Genomic DNA, 16,138 nt, shown 5'->3' with positions numbered 1-16,138 from the left:
GTCAGGGACAAAAACGCCGGGAGCGTTTTTGCACGAGCGAAGCGAGCCCGCAGGGTCAGGCCCATGGACGGGCCTGATATGAGTTTTTGCGTGTCTGCGGTCAGTGTACCCCGCCATCAGGCGGCATTAACTCAAAAGGCGAAGGTTTGGGCTAGGAGCGCCACAGGTCCAACGGCGGCTGAACATCGGTGCGCTCGTCCAGATAGGCAAACAGCAAATCGATATCGAACCCGGGCAGGGCCTGCAGTTCACGGCGCAGTTCACCCTCGCCCTCGATGCCGAACGGGATCAGCATGACCTGCTGGTCCGGCCCATCCAGCCGCCAGAGCAAGGCGTCATCGGCACTGATCACCGTGACGCACTGCAGGTGCGCAAAATCCATCTGCTCACTGATTCGATTGTTCGGGTACCACAGACTGATCTGGCGGTGCGTGGCCGCAACCTGATGCGGGGAAAACTGATGTGCAGGCAAGGTGAACTCCTGTCGGGACACAGGCCGCATTATGGGCCGAGACCGACTGACAAGGCAATGCGCGACCCAGACGGACCTCAGAGGTCGCCATCCTCGCTGCCATCGCTCATACCCAGCTCCTTGATTTTGCGCGTCAGCGTATTGCGCCCCCAACCCAGCAACACAGCGGCGTCGCGCCGGCGACCGGCAGTATGCTTCAGGGCCACTTCAATCATGGTCTGTTCGAACATGGGCACGGCGGTATCCAGAATACTCTGATGCCCCTGGGTCAGTTCCCGGTCGGCCCATTGCTTGAGCCCATCAACCCAATGGCTGCTAGCCTCTTCGGCCTGTTCCTCACTGATCAGTTCGGGTGGCAGATCATTGATGAACACTTCGCGCCCGGACGCCATGACGGTGATCCAGCGACAGGTATTTTCCAGTTGCCGGACATTCCCCGGCCAGGGTAACGAACTGAGAAAATCCACTGTGTCCTGGCGCAGTGTCTTGACCTCGACATCCAGCTCCTTGGCCGCCCTGGCAAGGAAGTAGTCAAGCAGACGGGGTATGTCTTCCCGCCGGTCTGCCAGGCGCGGTATGTGGATACGAATGACATTGAGGCGGTGGAACAGGTCTTCGCGAAAGCGCCCTTCGCGGACCAGTGTTTCCAGATTCTGGTGCGTGGCGGCAATAATCCGCACATCCACCTTGATCGCGGTATGGCCCCCGACCCGATAAAATTCGCCATCGGCCAGAACACGCAGCAGGCGGGTCTGGGTCTCGGAGGGCATGTCACCGATTTCATCCAGAAACAGGGTGCCTCCATTGGCCTGCTCGAAGCGGCCGGACCTTTGCCCGCTGGCCCCGGTGAAAGCCCCCTTTTCATGACCAAACAGTTCGGATTCAATCAGGTCACGCGGAATCGCCGCCATGTTCAGGGCGATAAACGGGTACTCACGCCGCGGACTGTGTCGATGCAGCGCTTGGGCCACCAGCTCTTTACCGGTACCGGACTGGCCATTGATCAGGACCGTGATATTGGAGTGCGACAGGCGCCCGATGGCCCGAAACACTTCCTGCATGGCCGGCGCTTCACCAATGATTTCCTGCGTTTCGCGCGGCGCCGCCGGAGCCTGCACGGTGCGCTGTTCCTGCGCATGCTCGATGGCTCGGCGCACCAGCTCTACTGCTTCGGGAATATCGAACGGTTTGGGCAGATACTCGAAGGCACCGCCCTGAAACGAGGCGACGGCGCTGTCGAGATCCGAGTGCGCCGTCATGATGATGACCGGCATGTCGGGATAGCGGTCATGAATGGCCCGCATCAGCTCCAGCCCGTCCATGCCTTCCATACGCACGTCACTGAGAATGACGGTCGGCTGTTCGCGCGCCAGGCGGGCCAGCATGCTTTCCCCACTGGAAAAGGTTTCACACTGCCAACCCTGCTTTTCCAGAGCCTTGTCGACTACCCAGCGGATCGACTTGTCGTCATCCACCACCCAGACTGTCTCTTCTGAACTCATGCCTGTGCTCCTATGGGCAGGTACAGCGTAAACCGGGTGCGTCCCGGCTCGCTTTCACAATCAATAACACCGGCGTGCTGAGCGACCACCTGCTGGGCTATGGAGAGCCCCAGACCCGAGCCTTGTGCCCGCCCACTGACCATGGGGTAAAACATGTTTTCCATCAGCTCCCGGTCGATGCCGGGGCCGTTGTCCTCGATGCGCAATTGCAGTACCAGTCGATGCCGCTGCTTGCCAATCGTGAACTGGCGGATTGCCCGGGTACTGAGGTGCATGGTTTTCTGCGGGTTGTCATCGCCCTGACCCTGCAAGGCCTCCATACCGTTGCGCACGATATTCAGGACCGCCTGAATCAACTGCTCCCGGTCGGCATCAATTTCCGGCAGACTCGGATCATAATCGCGCTCGAAGCGGATCGACTCCCCGGCTTCCACCTGCATCAGGCGCAGCACACGTTCCAGGACCTCGTGGATGTTGGTCGAGGCCCACTTGGGAATCCGGTTGGAGCCCAGGATCCGGTCGACCAGATTGCGCAACCGGTCCGCCTCTTCAATGATGATGCTGGTATATTCGTCGTAGCGCTGGTCACCCAGCTCGATCGCCAGCAACTGAGCAGCTCCTCGAATACCACCCAACGGATTCTTGACCTCGTGCGCCAGCCCCCTGACCAGCACCCGGGCGGCCTCCTGCTTGGCCAGTGAGGCCTCCTCCCGGCTGATCTTCAGAATGCGGTCCATCGACAGGAACTCGACCAGAATATAGAGCGGCCCGTCATCAGCCAGCGGGGTTATGGTGATATCCACCGTAATCCGGCTGCCATCGGCGGACAGGGTCAGTTTTTCCGACCGCTGCGTTGTCGGAACCCGCTCCACCAGCACCCGTTCTAGCAATTCCTTCAGACCATTGTCCGGTGTGAACAGATGCTGCCAGCTCTGGCCATGCAACTGGTTACCGCTGCGCGCAAACAGGGACTCGGCGGATGAGTTCATGTACTCGATGTCCAGCTGTCCATTGAGCAGCACCAGAGCTGTTGCCTGGTGATCCACTATCCAACGAAACAGATCGACACTCAATCCGGGTTCCTCCTCACGCCGGTGCTGCGGACATGGAGATTCTGATACCTTGGCTGGCAAGGCCTTGTGCTGTCCGCAGGAAAGACAGGGCAAAAATCAAGCCAGCCTGCCGGAGCCGGTGGGACCGCATTGCAGGGCGCGGCAAGACACGACCATGCACCATTATGGATCACTGCAGGATTGAATGCACCGGGCAGTGCACTATTTTAGTGCCCGCCCTGCTTTGCGGTCTTGGGGAGGGCGCCGAGAAGGCGCTTTTGACTGGTCTGGTTAATCGGGGGTCAGGACAGTTCTTTTTCCCACCGGACCCAGGTAATGCCGCCGTCTTCGCGACTCAGTGCCTGCTTGTTGAAGCCCAGCTTGTCGAACAGAATGTCGGTTGACGGCTGCTGTCGGGTCTCGATGAAGACCTTGCCTTTACGCTTGGCGAGAATCAATTCCATCATGTCGAAAGCGACACCCCGGCGCCGCGTTACCTCGCGCACACACAGGCCGATCAGCTGCAGCCCCTGGTCGGTTTCACGCAACCCTACAGCACCAATGATGCGACCGTTGTAGCAACCACCCCAGATCTCGCTGCAGGGCTCGAGCCATTTCTTGATGAAGTCACCGGATTCGAGGTTGCGACGCATCCAGCCCGGGCTGTCTTCATATATTTTTTCCAGATCGGATCGCTGCGCCTCATCATTGAGGTCTATTTTTTCCACCGTTACGGACATTTCAAACTCCTGTTTCAATTCATGGCCTGCCGGTATGGCCGAGGCAAAAGGGGGAAATTGCGGTGTGCCCCTTAGCCTCTGCGACCGACTGCGGTATAATCCTGGGTTCACAGTTTAGCGCATACGTTCTCAGGGAGTCTCCCCATTATGCCACGCACCGCGCAGGTCGAGCGGATAACCTCCGAAACTCAGGTTAAAATCAGCGTCAATCTGGACGGCACCGGCAAGGCCGAGTTGCAGTCAGGGATGCCATTCATGGACCACATGCTGGATCAGATTGCCCGTCATGGGCTGATTGACCTGTCCGTTCAGTGCCAGGGAGACACCCACATTGATGATCACCACAGTGCAGAAGATGTCGGCATCACCTTCGGCCAGGCGATCGCGCAGGCCATTGGCGACAAGAAAGGCATCACCCGCTACGGGCACGCCTATGTGCCTTTGGATGAAGCCCTGTCACGGGTCGTGCTGGATTTTTCCGGCCGTCCAGGCCTGGAATACGATATTCCGTTTACGCGCGCCAGTGTGGGTGGCTTTGACGTCGATCTGTTCTACGAGTTTTTCCAGGGGTTCGTCAACCACGCCTGGGTCACCCTGCATGTCGACAATCTGAAGGGCAAAAACAGCCACCACCAGATCGAGACCGTGTTCAAGGCGTTTGGTCGGGCCCTGCGCATGGCCGCGACAATTGATCCGCGCAGCGCCGATACCACGCCGTCCACCAAAGGGGTGCTCTGATTCATGGCCGTGATTGCAGTCATTGATTACGGCATGGGCAATTTGCACTCGGTGGCCAAAGCGCTGGAACACGTCGCTCCGAACCAGCAGGTCATCATCAGCGGTGACAGTCAGCGTATTGCCGAAGCCGATCGGGTTGTGCTGCCCGGGGTCGGCGCCATGCGCGACTGTATCAAGGCCATGCATGACGCCGGGGTTGCCGAACTGGTGCATCGCATCAGTCGCGACCGGCCGTTTCTCGGCGTCTGCGTGGGCATGCAGGCTTTGCTTGAGCACAGCACCGAGAACGGCGGCGTCGATGCACTGGGGCTGTTCCCCGGTCGGGTACAGCGCTTCGAAAACGGCCTGATCGATGCCAGTGGCGCACCCTGCAAGGTGCCGCACATGGGCTGGAATCAGGTCGAGCAGACACTGGACCACCCCCTGTGGCAGGGCATAGACAATCAGGCACGCTTCTATTTTGTGCACAGCTACTATGCGCGCCCCGAGCCGCGCGACCAGGTGGCGGGTCTGTGCACCTATCAGGTGCCCTTTGCCGCCGCCATTGCCCGTGATTCGATCTTTGCCACCCAGTTCCACCCCGAAAAGAGTGCGGCCGACGGGCTGCGACTGTATCGGAATTTTGCCCACTGGGATGGCCGCTACTGAAGCACCCTTTGAACAACATCTGGAGTAACTATGCTGATCATACCGGCAATTGACCTGAAAGACGGTCAGTGCGTGCGGCTGCGGCAGGGCCGAATGGAAGACGCCACGGTCTACGGAGATGACCCCCTGGCGATGGCCAGCCATTGGCGCGACCAGGGTGGTCGGAGACTGCACCTGGTGGATCTGAATGGCGCCTTTGCCGGCAACCCGGTCAACGGTGACGCCGTGCGTGCCATCGCGCGCGCCCACAGCGACCTGCCCATTCAGATTGGCGGGGGTATCCGCTCGCTGGACACCATCGAGTACTATCTGGACGCGGGGGTGACCTACTGCATCATTGGCACTCAGGCGGTGCGCGACCCGACGTTTGTCGCCGACGCCTGCAAACAGTTCCCCGAACATATCATTGTCGGCCTGGATGCCCGTGATGGTCTGGTGGCCACCGATGGCTGGGCTGATGTGTCAACCGTCAAGGCGACTGATCTGGCACAGCAGTTTGCGGCCGCCGGGGTCAGCGCCATCGTCTATACCGACATCAGCCGCGACGGCATGATGCAGGGCGTCAACTGGGAGGCGACCATCGCCGTGGCAGCGGCGGGTGACATACCTGTCATCGCCTCCGGTGGGGTGACCAACATGGACGACGTGAAACGACTGGCGGAGACCCGCGACCAGGGCATCATCGGCGCGATTACCGGGCGGGCCATCTATGAGGGCTCACTCGACCTGCGCGCAGCGCAGGCTTTTCTGGACGAAGGCAGCCGCTGAACGGCATGCCCGGCGGGCGGGCTTGTCCCGCCGTATCACGACAGTTAACGGGAGCTACCAATGGCACTGGCAAAACGCATCATTCCCTGCCTCGATGTCGACAAGGGCCGCGTAGTCAAGGGCGTCAACTTTGTCGGAATACGCGATGCGGGCGATCCGATCGAAGTCGCGCGTCGCTACAACGAGCAGGGCGCCGATGAGCTGACCATGCTCGACATTACCGCCACCCATGAGGGACGGGAGACCATGATCGACACGGTGCATTCCATAGCCGGGCAGGTCTTCATTCCACTGACCATCGGTGGCGGCATTAGGACCTGTGAAGACATCAGAGCCATGCTCAATGCCGGGGCGGACAAGGTATCCATCAACTCGGCTGCAGTAAAAAACCCCGCCTTTGTCAACGAGGCCTCGGAGCGGTTCGGTGCCCAGTGTATCGTGGTGGCCATTGATGCCAAGCAGACAGGAGCGGGTGAGTGGGAGATTTTCACCCACGGGGGGCGCCAGCCTACCGGTATCGATGCCGTACAATGGGCAAGAGACATGGAAGGCCGAGGTGCCGGCGAAATTCTGCTGACCAGCATGGATCGTGATGGGGTCAAAACCGGGTTCGATCTGGCCCTGACGCGCGCCGTTGCTGACGCCGTGAGCATTCCGGTAATTGCCTCAGGCGGCGTGGGAAACCTCGATCATCTGGCAGATGGCGTACTTGAGGGGCATGCCGACGCCGTACTGGCTGCAAGTATTTTCCATTTCGGGGAATTCACGGTACCGCAGGCCAAGCAGCATATGCAGGGGCGCGGCATTGAAATGCGCCTCTGACCAGCCCTCCCCTGAAGCCGTGGCTCACGCCACCCGGATATGCCAGGGCTCAAAACGCACGCCGAAGCGATTGTCGACGGTGTAGCGAATATTGGTGTAGCCCAGCGACTGCAGCTCGCGGAACACATTGGTATTGGCAAATTCCTCGGAGAAATTGCCCAGACCCAACCCATATTTACCCACGTCAAAATCACCTGTGGCATGGTAGGAATAGCCGGGAGGCGCCAGCGAGCGGGAAGCCCGGGACAGATTGCCTTCGGTACGCTTGGCGCGGGCCAGGAACAGATCGAACTGCTTGGGAATACTGCGCACACCAGAGGTCAGGATCAGGGTGTCACCGATATCACCCGTGAGGCGATTGAACAGATCCAATGATTCTCCACGCCACAGAAAATGCCCCGAGCGAGGCACCTTGACGACGTTGTTGCGATCGACTCGCGTCGTGATGTCGTTGCTGGTCCGCTCACCGTAAAAACCCAGATTTCGTGCATCGGCGTGAAACAGGCTTTCCATGAATTCCAGTTCGCGCGGCTGAAAGCGCCCGATCTCGGAGACATTGCGAGCGAAGGCCAGCATGTCATCCCAGGGAAGAATATTGAAGTTGCCGAATCCGACATATTCCCGCACGGCTTCGATGCGGCGCGATGTGGCCAGCAGGGTATCCCAGTCGTCGCCGACCATGATGACATCTTCCGGATGATCGGCATCCGGGTCGCGTACGCGCGCCAGATAGCCTTCATCCAGTTCGTCATCGCTGTCCATATAGGCGTCTTCCGCCGCCCGTGCCGTCACTTCCTGGTGCTCTTCGATGCGCCTCTGATGCCGCAACTCGTCGGCCAGGCGCTCCAGGTGCTGCAAATCCATATCCGGTTTGGTCGAGCGCAGTAATTCCTCCAGCGACATGCCGGCTTCATCACGGGCAATCTCCAGATGCATTGACTCGGCTACCTCGGCACGGGTCATGTGGCGCTCCGGCATCATTGACAGTTCCTGATCGACTGTCAGCGGAGCAGCCTCCAAACCATGGCGGTGCTGCCACAGATAGGACCCGCTGGCGACACTGGCACCGGCGACAAACATACCTTCAAGAAAGGTTCTGCGCTTTATTCCACTACCTTCACACACCGACTGCTTCGCTCCCGGCAATGTTATAATATAACACTTTACTCTGTATTGACCTGAAAGACAAAAACGGATTTCGCATGAACGGTAAAGCAACAACAATAGGCATTACAGACAGTTTTCACTTATCAGCGTAGTGCATTTTACCATTTTCCGCCGCCAATTTGTGTTTTCGCGTCAGTGAATCTCGTCACAAAACTGATCACGGCGTATACTTTTACACACATTTCTCCTCATCGGCCGCTGGCCGAAATACTGAAGAGGCTTTATGGAGTTCATTGCTCACCGCGGTCTGTCCGGCGCCGCGCCGGAGAATTCGGCCACCGCCTTCAGCCTCGGCATGGATCGCGGACTCCGTTGGACAGAGCTGGATGTGCTGTTCACGGCGGATGATGTGGCCGTGGTCTGCCACGATGATCACCTGCTGCGTTTCGGGCATGATTTGCATATCAGTGAACGCCTGTGGGCCGAACTCTCCGACCTGGACATGGGCTCCTGGTACGCCCCCGAATTCTCTGCCGAACGCATGCTGACGCTGGCCGAAGCCATCGACTTGCTGGCCGGGCGCCAGACTGGCGTCAATATTGAACTCAAATCGGAACTGTTCGGTCAGTTGGGCGCCACGCGCAGCCAAGGGCTGACCCAGTGTGTGCAACAGGCGCTCAAGGGTGGCCTGCAGTTGGTACTCTCATCCTTCGACCCCCGCCTGGTGGGCTGGTGTCGCACCCATTGCCCCGAGGTGCCGCGTGCCGTGCTGGTCGAGGGTCCCTTTGCACCAGCCCATGAGCAGTTGGCTGAACTGGTCGGTGCCAGCGCTATCCATCTGGAAGATCCGCACACCTCAAGGAAAGACGTACAGCGGGTAAGGGACATGGGGCTGGACTGCCGGGTATACACGATCAATGATGCCCAGCGCGCGGCTGAGCTCGCCGCCTGGGGCTGTGCTGGCATTTTCACCGATATTCTCGTACCCGGAGACCTGAACTGATGCGTGGCGGCGCCCCGGACGAAATAGGCCTGCTGCTGGCTCCCGGCTTTTCGGTCGGCAGTCTGGGCGCGCTGCTGGATGTATTGCGGGCCCTGCAGGAGATCGAATCTCCGGACCTGCGCCTCCGGGTCTGTGCGCGCCCCGACACCACCGCGGACGACTGGCCGCTGCCGTGGCCAACCGACCCGCTGCCCGAGCAGTTGCCCGATCGCATCCAGCACTGGTTTGTGGTGGGCGGCCCGTCTCGCCTGCCCGATACTCAGCATCCACTCTATCAATTGCTCAGCCAGGGCAGCCGTTTTGCCTGCTGGTCAGGTATTGCCAGCGGTAGCCTGTGGCTCGCCGCGGCCGGCTTGCTGGATGGGCATGAGGCCACACTGAACGCCCCCGAAGATGAATACCTGCCCTGGCTCAGTCGCGTGCGGCGCAGCGCGCGCGTGGTCTGTGCCGATCGCGACCGTTTCACCTGTCTCAGCAACAGTGCGGCGCGCGACCTGGGCCTGGCCTGGGTGACGCACTGCTACAGCGCTGCTCTGGCCAATCAACTGGACAGCTATCTGCTGGCAGAGCGCACGCCGACCGACAACACACCGTTTGTGGCGTCCCGACACCTGCCGGACAACCTGCGCGAAGCCAACAGCCTGATGCACAGCAATATTCAGGAGCCGCTGAGCGCTGACGAGGTGGCTACTCTGGTAGGCGTGTCGCGGCGCCAGCTCGAGCGCTGGTACAAGGAATACTTCAATTCTTCGCCCGCGCGCTATTACCTGCAGATCCGACTCGAGCAGGCCCGGCACATGCTGCTGCACACCCACTTGTCGATCGCCGAAATAGCCGTGGCCACCGGCTTTTCCAGCCCCGCCCATTTTGCGACCTGCTACCGCAAAGCCTTTGGTCTCTCCCCCTCTGCCGCCCGGCAACGTCCTGTTCAGTAGTCGTCACAGCAGGGCCGCATAAATAGAACGGCAGGTCGCATTCTGAAACGCAGCCCTTGTGCAGCGGCGTTACACTGACTTGCATCAGAAAATTCCTGCCCAGCGATAGACTGGCCGCCAACAATAAAGGTGAACGATATGACGCAGCAGCACCCGGATCGGTCCGTGTTCGACCAGGTCATGACGCCCAACTATGCACCCCTTGATGTTATCCCCGTGCGTGGGCGTGGCTCCCGCCTGTGGGATCAGGAAGGTCGTGAATATGTAGATCTCGCCGGTGGTATTGCAGTCAACTCGCTGGGTCACTGTCACCCCGAGCTGGTGGCAGAGCTCAAGGCACAGGCGGATGAACTGTGGCACCTGTCCAATGTTTACACCAATGAACCGGCCTTGAATCTGGCGCAGAAGCTGTGTGACCTGACGTTTGCCGACAAGGTCTACTTCTGCAACTCTGGCGCCGAAGCCAATGAAGCGGCGCTGAAGCTGGCCCGGCGCAAGGCCTGGAATGAAGTCGGTGAAGAGAAGCACGAAATCATTTCTACCCGGGGCTCGTTCCACGGTCGGACGCTGTTCACCGTCACCGTGGGTGGTCAGGAAAAATACACCGAAGGTTTCCGCCCTGCACCGGGTGGCATCACGCACATCCCCTATAACGACATTGCGGCACTGGAAGCGGCCATCAGCGACAAGACCTGCGCGGTCATGCTGGAGCCGGTTCAGGGTGAGGGCGGTGTGCGCCCTGCCGAGAAGGCCTATCTGGAGGCCGCTCGGCGGCTCTGCGACAAGCACAATGCGCTGTTGATTTTCGATGAAGTGCAGACCGGCGTCGGACGCTCGGGCGCCCTCTATGCCTACATGCACTATGGGGTAACCCCGGATGTGCTGACCACCGCCAAATCACTGGGCGGCGGCTTCCCGGTCGGCGCCATGCTGGCTACCGACGAGGCGGCCAAAGCTCTGGTGGTCGGTACTCACGGGTCTACCTATGGTGGCAACCCGCTGGCCTGTCGCGTCGCCTCCAGGGTTCTGGATGTGGTGACCCGCGACGAAGTGAAAGCCAACGTCGAAGCTCGTACCGCGCAATTGCGTGAAGGGCTGCAGCGCATCAATGAAGAGCACCGGGTCTTCCAGGATGTACGTGGCCTGGGCCTGCTGGTCGGTGCCGAGCTGGTCGACGAATGGCATGGCAAGGCCAAGCTGTTCCTGCAGGCGGCGTTGCGCGAAGGTCTGATGATTCTGGTAGCGGGCCCCAACGTATTGCGTATGGCGCCGTCACTGCTGGTCACCGAAGCCGACATCGCCCTGGCCCTGGAACAGCTGGAACGCGCTGTCGCGCAGGTAAAATCTGAAACGGCTGCAGCCTGAGCTGATACGGAGAAGCTGCCATGTGGCAAGTCAGACCTCTGAGTGCTGCCGACCTTGGGGCGCTGGAAGCGTTACTTCACGCCAATCCGCTGCGCCTGAGTACGCTGCCGGCCGTGCGCGATCAGTTGGCGGAGCGTATCGCGGGTGCCGAGCAGGGATTCGCCGGCCTCGACAGTGATGCCACGCTGCTCTTCGGGCTGCATGACGGAGACGGCAACCTGCTGGGGGTGTCAGGCATTCAGCCCTTCGCCGGGGGTGACGAGCCCTTCTACAGCTACCGGATTGATGAGCTGGTGCATGCGTCGCGTCATCTGAGCATCCACCAGCGTCAGTCTGTGCTTTATCTGTCGCACGAGCTCACCGGGCTGACCAGCCTCTGCTCCTTCTCGCTGACCCCGGCGCTGCGGGAGACCGCCGCCTTCGATCTGCTCAGTCGCTGCCGTCTGCTCTACATTGCTGCGCATCGGCATGCGTTTGCGGACGAACTGGTCTGCGAAATTCAGGGCGTATGGGACGATGACGGGCAAAGCGAGTTCTGGAAGAATGTCGGCGAGCTGTTTTTCGGTCTCGACTTCATTACTGCCGACCATCAGTGCGCGCTGCATGGGAAGACGGTGATCGCCGAGTTGCTGCCACCCTACCCCATCTATACCACGCTGCTGTCCGACAAGGCCCAGGCTGCCATTGCGCAGTCGCACCCAGGAGCGCAGCGCACGGTGGACTGGCTGGAGCGTGAAGGCCTGGAGAAAACCCGCTTCGTCGACCCCTTTGATGCAGGGCCGACCTATCGAGGCCTGCTGGAAAAAATGCACAGCATGAACACTATCCAGCCTTTCTCGGCCCAACGCAGCGGTGACCCGGGCGCGGACGCCACCACCTGGCTGCTGGCGACCGGAGAAGGCAGCGAGTTTTCCTGTGTGCTGGCCGAAGGCAGCCTGCAGGACAGTGTTTTCATCAGCCGTGATCCCGGTGCGGAAGACGCGCCCGGACTGGCTCTGCCGCTGGAGTCCAACTGATGGCCATTATTCGTCCCATTGCGGAACAGGACCTGGACCAGCTGATTTTCATGGCGCGAGAGTCCGGCATCGGGGTGACCAGTCTGCCCGACAACCCGGACCTGATGCGGCAAAAGCTGAGCCGCGCTGTGGCCTCGTTCCAGCAAAAGCTGTCACCGGAAGAGGCCCATTACATTTTTGTCCTGCAGGAAACCCCTGACGGGCCGCCGGTCGGACTGTGCGGTATTGAAGCCCGCATCGGGCGTGACGAAGTGTGGTACAACTACCGGCTCGGTGAAGTGATTCAGGCGTCCAAGGCGCTCGGCCTCTATCGCCGCACCCTGACCCTGTTTCTGAGCAATGACCTGACCGGTGCTACCGAACTCGGCTCGCTGTATCTGCGTGAACCCAATCGGCGCAATCGCAACGGCTCCGTGCTGTCCAAGGTGCGCTATCTGTTCCTGGCGGCCTTTCCGGAGCTGTTCAGCGAGCGGGTGATCGCCGAAATGCGGGGCTACTCGGATGCGAGTGGGCACTCACCCTTCTGGGAAGGTCTGGGTCGGCAGTTTTTCAATATGGAATTCTCCGACGCCGACTTCCTTACCGGATCGGGTGACAAGGTGTTTATCGCCGAGTTGATGCCCAAGTTTCCGATCTATGTGCCCATGCTGCCAAAGGACGCCCAGTCGGTGATCGGCGAAGTGCATCCGCATACCCAGCCGGCCCTGTCCATGCTGGAGGCCGAGGGCTTCCGCAAGAACGGCTTTGTGGACATTTTCGACGCCGGCCCGGCGGTCGAAGCCGAGTTGCACCGCATCGGCGGTGTGCGACGCAGCGAGCGGCTGCATGTGCGCATAGTAGAGCGCCCGGGCAGCGTGGAAACACTGCGCCCGGAATGGCTGATCGGCAACGAACGGTTCGCCACCTTCCGTGGCCTCAGCGTGTCTCGCATTCACCGCGATGGCCCCCAGATCGAACTCACCCCGGACGAAGCCGACGCACTGCAGGTCAGTGCCGGCGATCCGGTCCGGGTCATGAACCTGAAACCACAGGAGCCACAAGATGGCTGAAGTACATTACATTGGTGGACACTGGGTCACCAGCGACGGTCCGCAATTCGAGTCACGCAACCCGGCCAGCGACAACCTGGTATGGACCGGCAGCGAAGCCTCCGCCGCCAGCGTTGACGCGGCCGTTGGCGCAGCCAACACCGCCTTCGGCAGCTGGAAAAGAACCGCTCTGGATGATCGTATTGCCGTGCTGGAGCGTTTCCGCGAATTGCTTGGCGAACATCAGGAAGCGCTGGCAACCCTGATCGCCCGCGAAACGGGCAAGCCCATCTGGGAGAGCCGCACGGAAATCGGCGCCATGCAGGGCAAGATCGATCTGTCGGTCAAGGCCTACCATGAACGCACCGGTGAGCATGCCACGCCGATCGAGGGTGGCCAGCGTATTCTGCGCCACCGCCCGCATGGCGTCATGGCCGTATTCGGGCCCTACAATTTTCCCGGCCACCTGCCCAATGGCCATATTGTCCCGGCGCTGGTCGCAGGCAATACCGTGGTCTTCAAACCGTCCGAGCAGACCCCGGCCACCGCCGAGCTGACGGTGCGCCTGTGGCAGGAAGCCGGATTGCCGGAAGGGGTTCTCAATCTGGTGCAGGGTGCCCGCACCACAGGCGAGGCCCTGTCGACCCACCCGGGCGTCAATGGCGTGCTGTTCACCGGCTCCCCGCAGACCGGCATCGCCATCCAGGCCGCCATCCGCGCCCAGCCACAGAAGATTCTGGCCCTCGAGATGGGCGGCAACAACCCGCTGATCATCGGCTCCGAGCTGGACACCGAAGCGGCCACCTGGGCAACCCTGCAGTCCGCCTTCATCAGTGCCGGCCAGCGCTGTACCTGCGCACGCCGCCTGCTGGTGCCCAATGGCGCCACCGGAGACGCCTTTCTCGAACATCTGGTCAGTGCGGCCAGCCGCCTGTCTGTCGGCGCCTGGGATGCCGACCCACAGCCCTTCATGGGCTCGGTGATCAACAAGGCCACGGCCGAGCGCCTGCTGGCGGCTCAGGACAAGTGGCTGGCACAGGGCGGCAAGGCGCTGCTCACAATGGCCTCCGGCAGCGCGCCGACGCTGCTCAGTCCCGGTATTATCGACCTCACCGGCGTCAAGACCGAGGATGAAGAGTTCTTCGGGCCGCTGCTCAATGTGCGCCGTTACGACACCTTTGACCAGGCCATTGATCTGGCCAATGACACCCGCTTCGGCCTGTCTGCCGGCCTGCTGAGCAACCGGCAGGAGGAGTATGACCAGTTCATCACCGACATCCGGGCCGGCATCGTCAACTGGAACCAGCCGATTACCGGCGCCAGCTCAGCCATGCCGTTTGGCGGTACCGGACTGAGCGGAAACTACCGGCCCAGCGCCTGGTATGCCGCAGACTACTGTGCCTATCCCGTGGCTTCTCTGGAACACACGCAACTGCAGAGACCCGCGCAACTGCCCCCGGGGATGACGTTATGACTTACCATGAAGTGAATTTTGATGGCCTGGTCGGGCCGACGCACAACTATGCAGGCCTGTCGTACGGCAACATTGCCTCCGAACGCCATCAGCACCTGATCGCCAGCCCGAAGAAAGCGGCGCTGCAGGGCCTGGACAAGATGGAAGCCGTCGCCGGCCTGGGCCTGGTTCAGGGGTTGCTGCCCCCGCATGAGCGGCCGCATATGCCCAGCCTGCGCCAGCTCGGGTTCTCCGGCTCCGATGCCCAGGTATTGCAGCAGGCGGCCATGGAAGCACCGGCTTTGCTCTCTGCCGTCAGTTCTGCCTCGGCCATGTGGACGGCCAATGCCGCCACCGTCTCCAGCAGTGTGGACGCCGGCGACGGGCGTGTGCATCTGACCGCCGCCAACCTGAACGCCAAGTTCCACCGCTCGATCGAACACCCCGGTACCGTGCGCGCGCTCAAGGCCATCTTTCAGGATCCGGAACAGTTCCAGGTTCATGATGCGCTGCCGGCCAACCCGCATTTCGGTGACGAAGGCGCGGCCAACCATACCCGACTTTGCGCCGACTATGGCCAACCCGGCGTCGAGCTCTATGTCTACGGGCGCGAAGCCTTCAACCCTTCAGCGCCCAAGCCGGAACGCTATCCCGCCCGGCAGACGCTGGAAGCCAGCGCTGCAGTAGCCCGCCTGCACACCCTGACCGATGCCCATGTGGTCATGGCGCAGCAGAACCCTAAGGTCATCGACCAGGGGGTGTTCCACAATGATGTCATCGCCGTGGGCAACCGCAATGTGCTCTTCTACCACGAAGAGGCCTTTCTCAATACCGAAGCCATGCTGGCGGAGATTGATGCGAAACTGCAGGGCGCTGATCTGATTCCGGTATGCATCCGCAATGACCAGCTGACCGTCGAAGACGCCGTCAACAGCTACCTGTTCAACAGCCAGCTGATTTCCCTCAGCGATAGCGAGATGGCACTCGTGGTGCCGAAGGAGTGCGAAGACTCGGACAAGGTCTGGACACTGCTCAATACCCTGACCGACGACCCCACCAACCCGATCAGCCAGGTCAAGGTCATGGATCTCAAGCAAAGCATGCGCAACGGCGGCGGTCCCGCCTGCCTGCGTCTGCGCGTGGTTCTGAGTGAAGCGGAACAGAAGGCGGTACAGCACTGCCTGATCACCCCGGAACTGGTCGGCAAACTGCGCCCCTGGGTAGAAAAGCACTATCGTGACGAACTGGCGCAGAAGGATCTGGCAGACCCGCAACTGCTGCAGGAATCGCGCACCGCACTGGATGAGCTGACGCAGATTCTGAAGCTGGGATCGATTTACGATTTTCAGCTTTGAGTTAGTCGACAGAAGACAGTTGACGGTCAACAGTGAAACCCTGCGCCTAGGTACAAGCTCGTAGATGAGGGCAGGGTCGGAGTCGCCTGCCGGGCACATGCACTGTGAGACCGTCTCCGCACATGGATGTGCGG

At 60.8% G+C, this 16,138-nt stretch carries 16 protein-coding genes; 11 read left to right on the top strand and 5 right to left on the bottom strand.

The features are described 5' to 3' along the window. Positions 1–151: 151 nt before the first annotated feature. From LAT62_RS12340 to LAT62_RS12325, 4 genes are all read right to left on the bottom strand, one after another. The gene (locus LAT62_RS12340; RefSeq protein WP_293384213.1) at positions 152–472 is read right to left on the bottom strand and encodes a hypothetical protein; all 321 of its coding nucleotides are present in this window, start codon (positions 470–472) and stop codon (positions 152–154) included. 77 nt (positions 473–549) lie between these two features. Then, on the bottom strand, positions 550–1,974 hold the full coding sequence (gene ntrC / locus LAT62_RS12335) for a nitrogen regulation protein NR(I) (protein WP_293384210.1): 1,425 nt from the start codon (positions 1,972–1,974) through the stop codon (positions 550–552). After that, complete coding sequence (gene glnL, locus LAT62_RS12330) at positions 1,971–3,047, bottom strand: nitrogen regulation protein NR(II) (RefSeq protein WP_293384207.1); 1,077 nt, start codon at positions 3,045–3,047, stop codon at positions 1,971–1,973. The genes ntrC and glnL overlap by 4 nt, the downstream gene beginning before the upstream one ends. Before the next feature lie 281 nt (positions 3,048–3,328). Continuing rightward, the gene (locus tag LAT62_RS12325) at positions 3,329–3,766 is read right to left on the bottom strand and encodes an acetyl-CoA sensor PanZ family protein (protein ID WP_293384204.1); all 438 of its coding nucleotides are present in this window, start codon (positions 3,764–3,766) and stop codon (positions 3,329–3,331) included. A 144-nt stretch (positions 3,767–3,910) separates the two neighbouring features. Between LAT62_RS12325 and hisB the strand changes: the two genes are divergently transcribed. The 4 genes from hisB to hisF are packed head-to-tail and all read left to right on the top strand — an operon-like array spanning position 3,911 to position 6,742. After that, positions 3,911–4,504: an imidazoleglycerol-phosphate dehydratase HisB gene (hisB, locus tag LAT62_RS12320; protein ID WP_293384216.1), complete on the top strand. Its 594-nt coding sequence runs from the start codon at positions 3,911–3,913 to the stop codon at positions 4,502–4,504. Between the two features lie 3 nt (positions 4,505–4,507). Next, a complete protein-coding gene (gene hisH, locus LAT62_RS12315) occupies positions 4,508–5,152 on the top strand; it encodes an imidazole glycerol phosphate synthase subunit HisH (protein WP_293384201.1) in 645 nt (214 codons plus the stop codon). Between the two features lie 30 nt (positions 5,153–5,182). Beyond that, on the top strand, positions 5,183–5,920 hold the full coding sequence (gene hisA, locus LAT62_RS12310) for a 1-(5-phosphoribosyl)-5-[(5-phosphoribosylamino)methylideneamino]imidazole-4-carboxamide isomerase (protein WP_293384198.1): 738 nt from the start codon (positions 5,183–5,185) through the stop codon (positions 5,918–5,920). Positions 5,921–5,980: 60 nt separating this feature from the next. Further along, positions 5,981–6,742, top strand: coding sequence for an imidazole glycerol phosphate synthase subunit HisF (hisF, locus tag LAT62_RS12305; protein ID WP_293384195.1), 762 nt, complete (start codon positions 5,981–5,983; stop codon positions 6,740–6,742). A gap of 24 nt (positions 6,743–6,766) precedes the next feature. Here the strand turns inward: hisF and LAT62_RS12300 are convergent, their stop codons facing one another. Continuing rightward, entirely contained in the window at positions 6,767–7,822 is a 1,056-nt protein-coding gene (locus LAT62_RS12300; protein ID WP_293384192.1) for a M15 family metallopeptidase, read from the bottom strand. Between the two features lie 310 nt (positions 7,823–8,132). Here LAT62_RS12300 and LAT62_RS12295 point away from each other — a divergent pair, with 310 nt between their 5' ends. From LAT62_RS12295 to astB, 7 genes are all read left to right on the top strand, one after another. Continuing rightward, entirely contained in the window at positions 8,133–8,852 is a 720-nt protein-coding gene (locus LAT62_RS12295) for a glycerophosphodiester phosphodiesterase family protein (RefSeq protein WP_293384189.1), read from the top strand. After that, a complete protein-coding gene (locus tag LAT62_RS12290; RefSeq protein WP_293384186.1) occupies positions 8,852–9,787 on the top strand; it encodes a GlxA family transcriptional regulator in 936 nt (311 codons plus the stop codon). Before LAT62_RS12295 ends, LAT62_RS12290 begins: the two co-directional genes overlap by 1 nt. Positions 9,788–9,925: 138 nt before the next feature. Beyond that, positions 9,926–11,152, top strand: coding sequence for an aspartate aminotransferase family protein (locus LAT62_RS12285; RefSeq protein WP_293384183.1), 1,227 nt, complete (start codon positions 9,926–9,928; stop codon positions 11,150–11,152). A gap of 20 nt (positions 11,153–11,172) precedes the next feature. Then, positions 11,173–12,168 carry an arginine N-succinyltransferase gene (locus tag LAT62_RS12280; RefSeq protein ID WP_293384180.1) on the top strand — a complete coding sequence of 332 codons (996 nt, stop codon included), beginning with the start codon at positions 11,173–11,175 and terminating at the stop codon, positions 12,166–12,168. Continuing rightward, a complete protein-coding gene (gene astA / locus LAT62_RS12275; protein ID WP_293384177.1) occupies positions 12,168–13,217 on the top strand; it encodes an arginine N-succinyltransferase in 1,050 nt (349 codons plus the stop codon). The genes LAT62_RS12280 and astA overlap by 1 nt, the downstream gene beginning before the upstream one ends. Next, on the top strand, positions 13,210–14,670 hold the full coding sequence (gene astD / locus LAT62_RS12270; RefSeq protein ID WP_293384175.1) for a succinylglutamate-semialdehyde dehydrogenase: 1,461 nt from the start codon (positions 13,210–13,212) through the stop codon (positions 14,668–14,670). Before astA ends, astD begins: the two co-directional genes overlap by 8 nt. Continuing rightward, positions 14,667–16,004 carry an N-succinylarginine dihydrolase gene (gene astB, locus LAT62_RS12265; RefSeq protein WP_293384172.1) on the top strand — a complete coding sequence of 446 codons (1,338 nt, stop codon included), beginning with the start codon at positions 14,667–14,669 and terminating at the stop codon, positions 16,002–16,004. Before astD ends, astB begins: the two co-directional genes overlap by 4 nt. Positions 16,005–16,138 lie beyond the last annotated feature (134 nt).

The organism is Natronospirillum sp. (assembly GCF_022565775.1).
GTDB lineage: Bacteria > Pseudomonadota > Gammaproteobacteria > Pseudomonadales > Natronospirillaceae > Natronospirillum.
The sequence above is the reverse complement of the archived record's forward strand: the minus strand, read 5'-3'. Positions and strand labels throughout refer to the sequence as shown.

Bases quoted from the DNA above. Each gene is read 5' to 3' on its own strand.
- ntrC (WP_293384210.1), bottom strand. From the start codon at position 1,974: ATGAGTTCAGAAGAGACAGTCTGGGTGGTGGATGACGACAAGTCGATC.
- LAT62_RS12325 (WP_293384204.1), bottom strand. From the start codon at position 3,766: ATGTCCGTAACGGTGGAAAAAATAGACCTCAATGATGAGGCGCAGCGA.
- hisH (WP_293384201.1), top strand. From the start codon at position 4,508: ATGGCCGTGATTGCAGTCATTGATTACGGCATGGGCAATTTGCACTCG.
- hisA (WP_293384198.1), top strand. From the start codon at position 5,183: ATGCTGATCATACCGGCAATTGACCTGAAAGACGGTCAGTGCGTGCGG.
- hisF (WP_293384195.1), top strand. From the start codon at position 5,981: ATGGCACTGGCAAAACGCATCATTCCCTGCCTCGATGTCGACAAGGGC.
- LAT62_RS12300 (WP_293384192.1), bottom strand. From the start codon at position 7,822: ATGTTTGTCGCCGGTGCCAGTGTCGCCAGCGGGTCCTATCTGTGGCAG.
- LAT62_RS12295 (WP_293384189.1), top strand. From the start codon at position 8,133: ATGGAGTTCATTGCTCACCGCGGTCTGTCCGGCGCCGCGCCGGAGAAT.
- LAT62_RS12290 (WP_293384186.1), top strand. From the start codon at position 8,852: ATGCGTGGCGGCGCCCCGGACGAAATAGGCCTGCTGCTGGCTCCCGGC.
- LAT62_RS12285 (WP_293384183.1), top strand. From the start codon at position 9,926: ATGACGCAGCAGCACCCGGATCGGTCCGTGTTCGACCAGGTCATGACG.
- LAT62_RS12280 (WP_293384180.1), top strand. From the start codon at position 11,173: ATGTGGCAAGTCAGACCTCTGAGTGCTGCCGACCTTGGGGCGCTGGAA.
- astA (WP_293384177.1), top strand. From the start codon at position 12,168: ATGGCCATTATTCGTCCCATTGCGGAACAGGACCTGGACCAGCTGATT.
- astD (WP_293384175.1), top strand. From the start codon at position 13,210: ATGGCTGAAGTACATTACATTGGTGGACACTGGGTCACCAGCGACGGT.
- astB (WP_293384172.1), top strand. From the start codon at position 14,667: ATGACTTACCATGAAGTGAATTTTGATGGCCTGGTCGGGCCGACGCAC.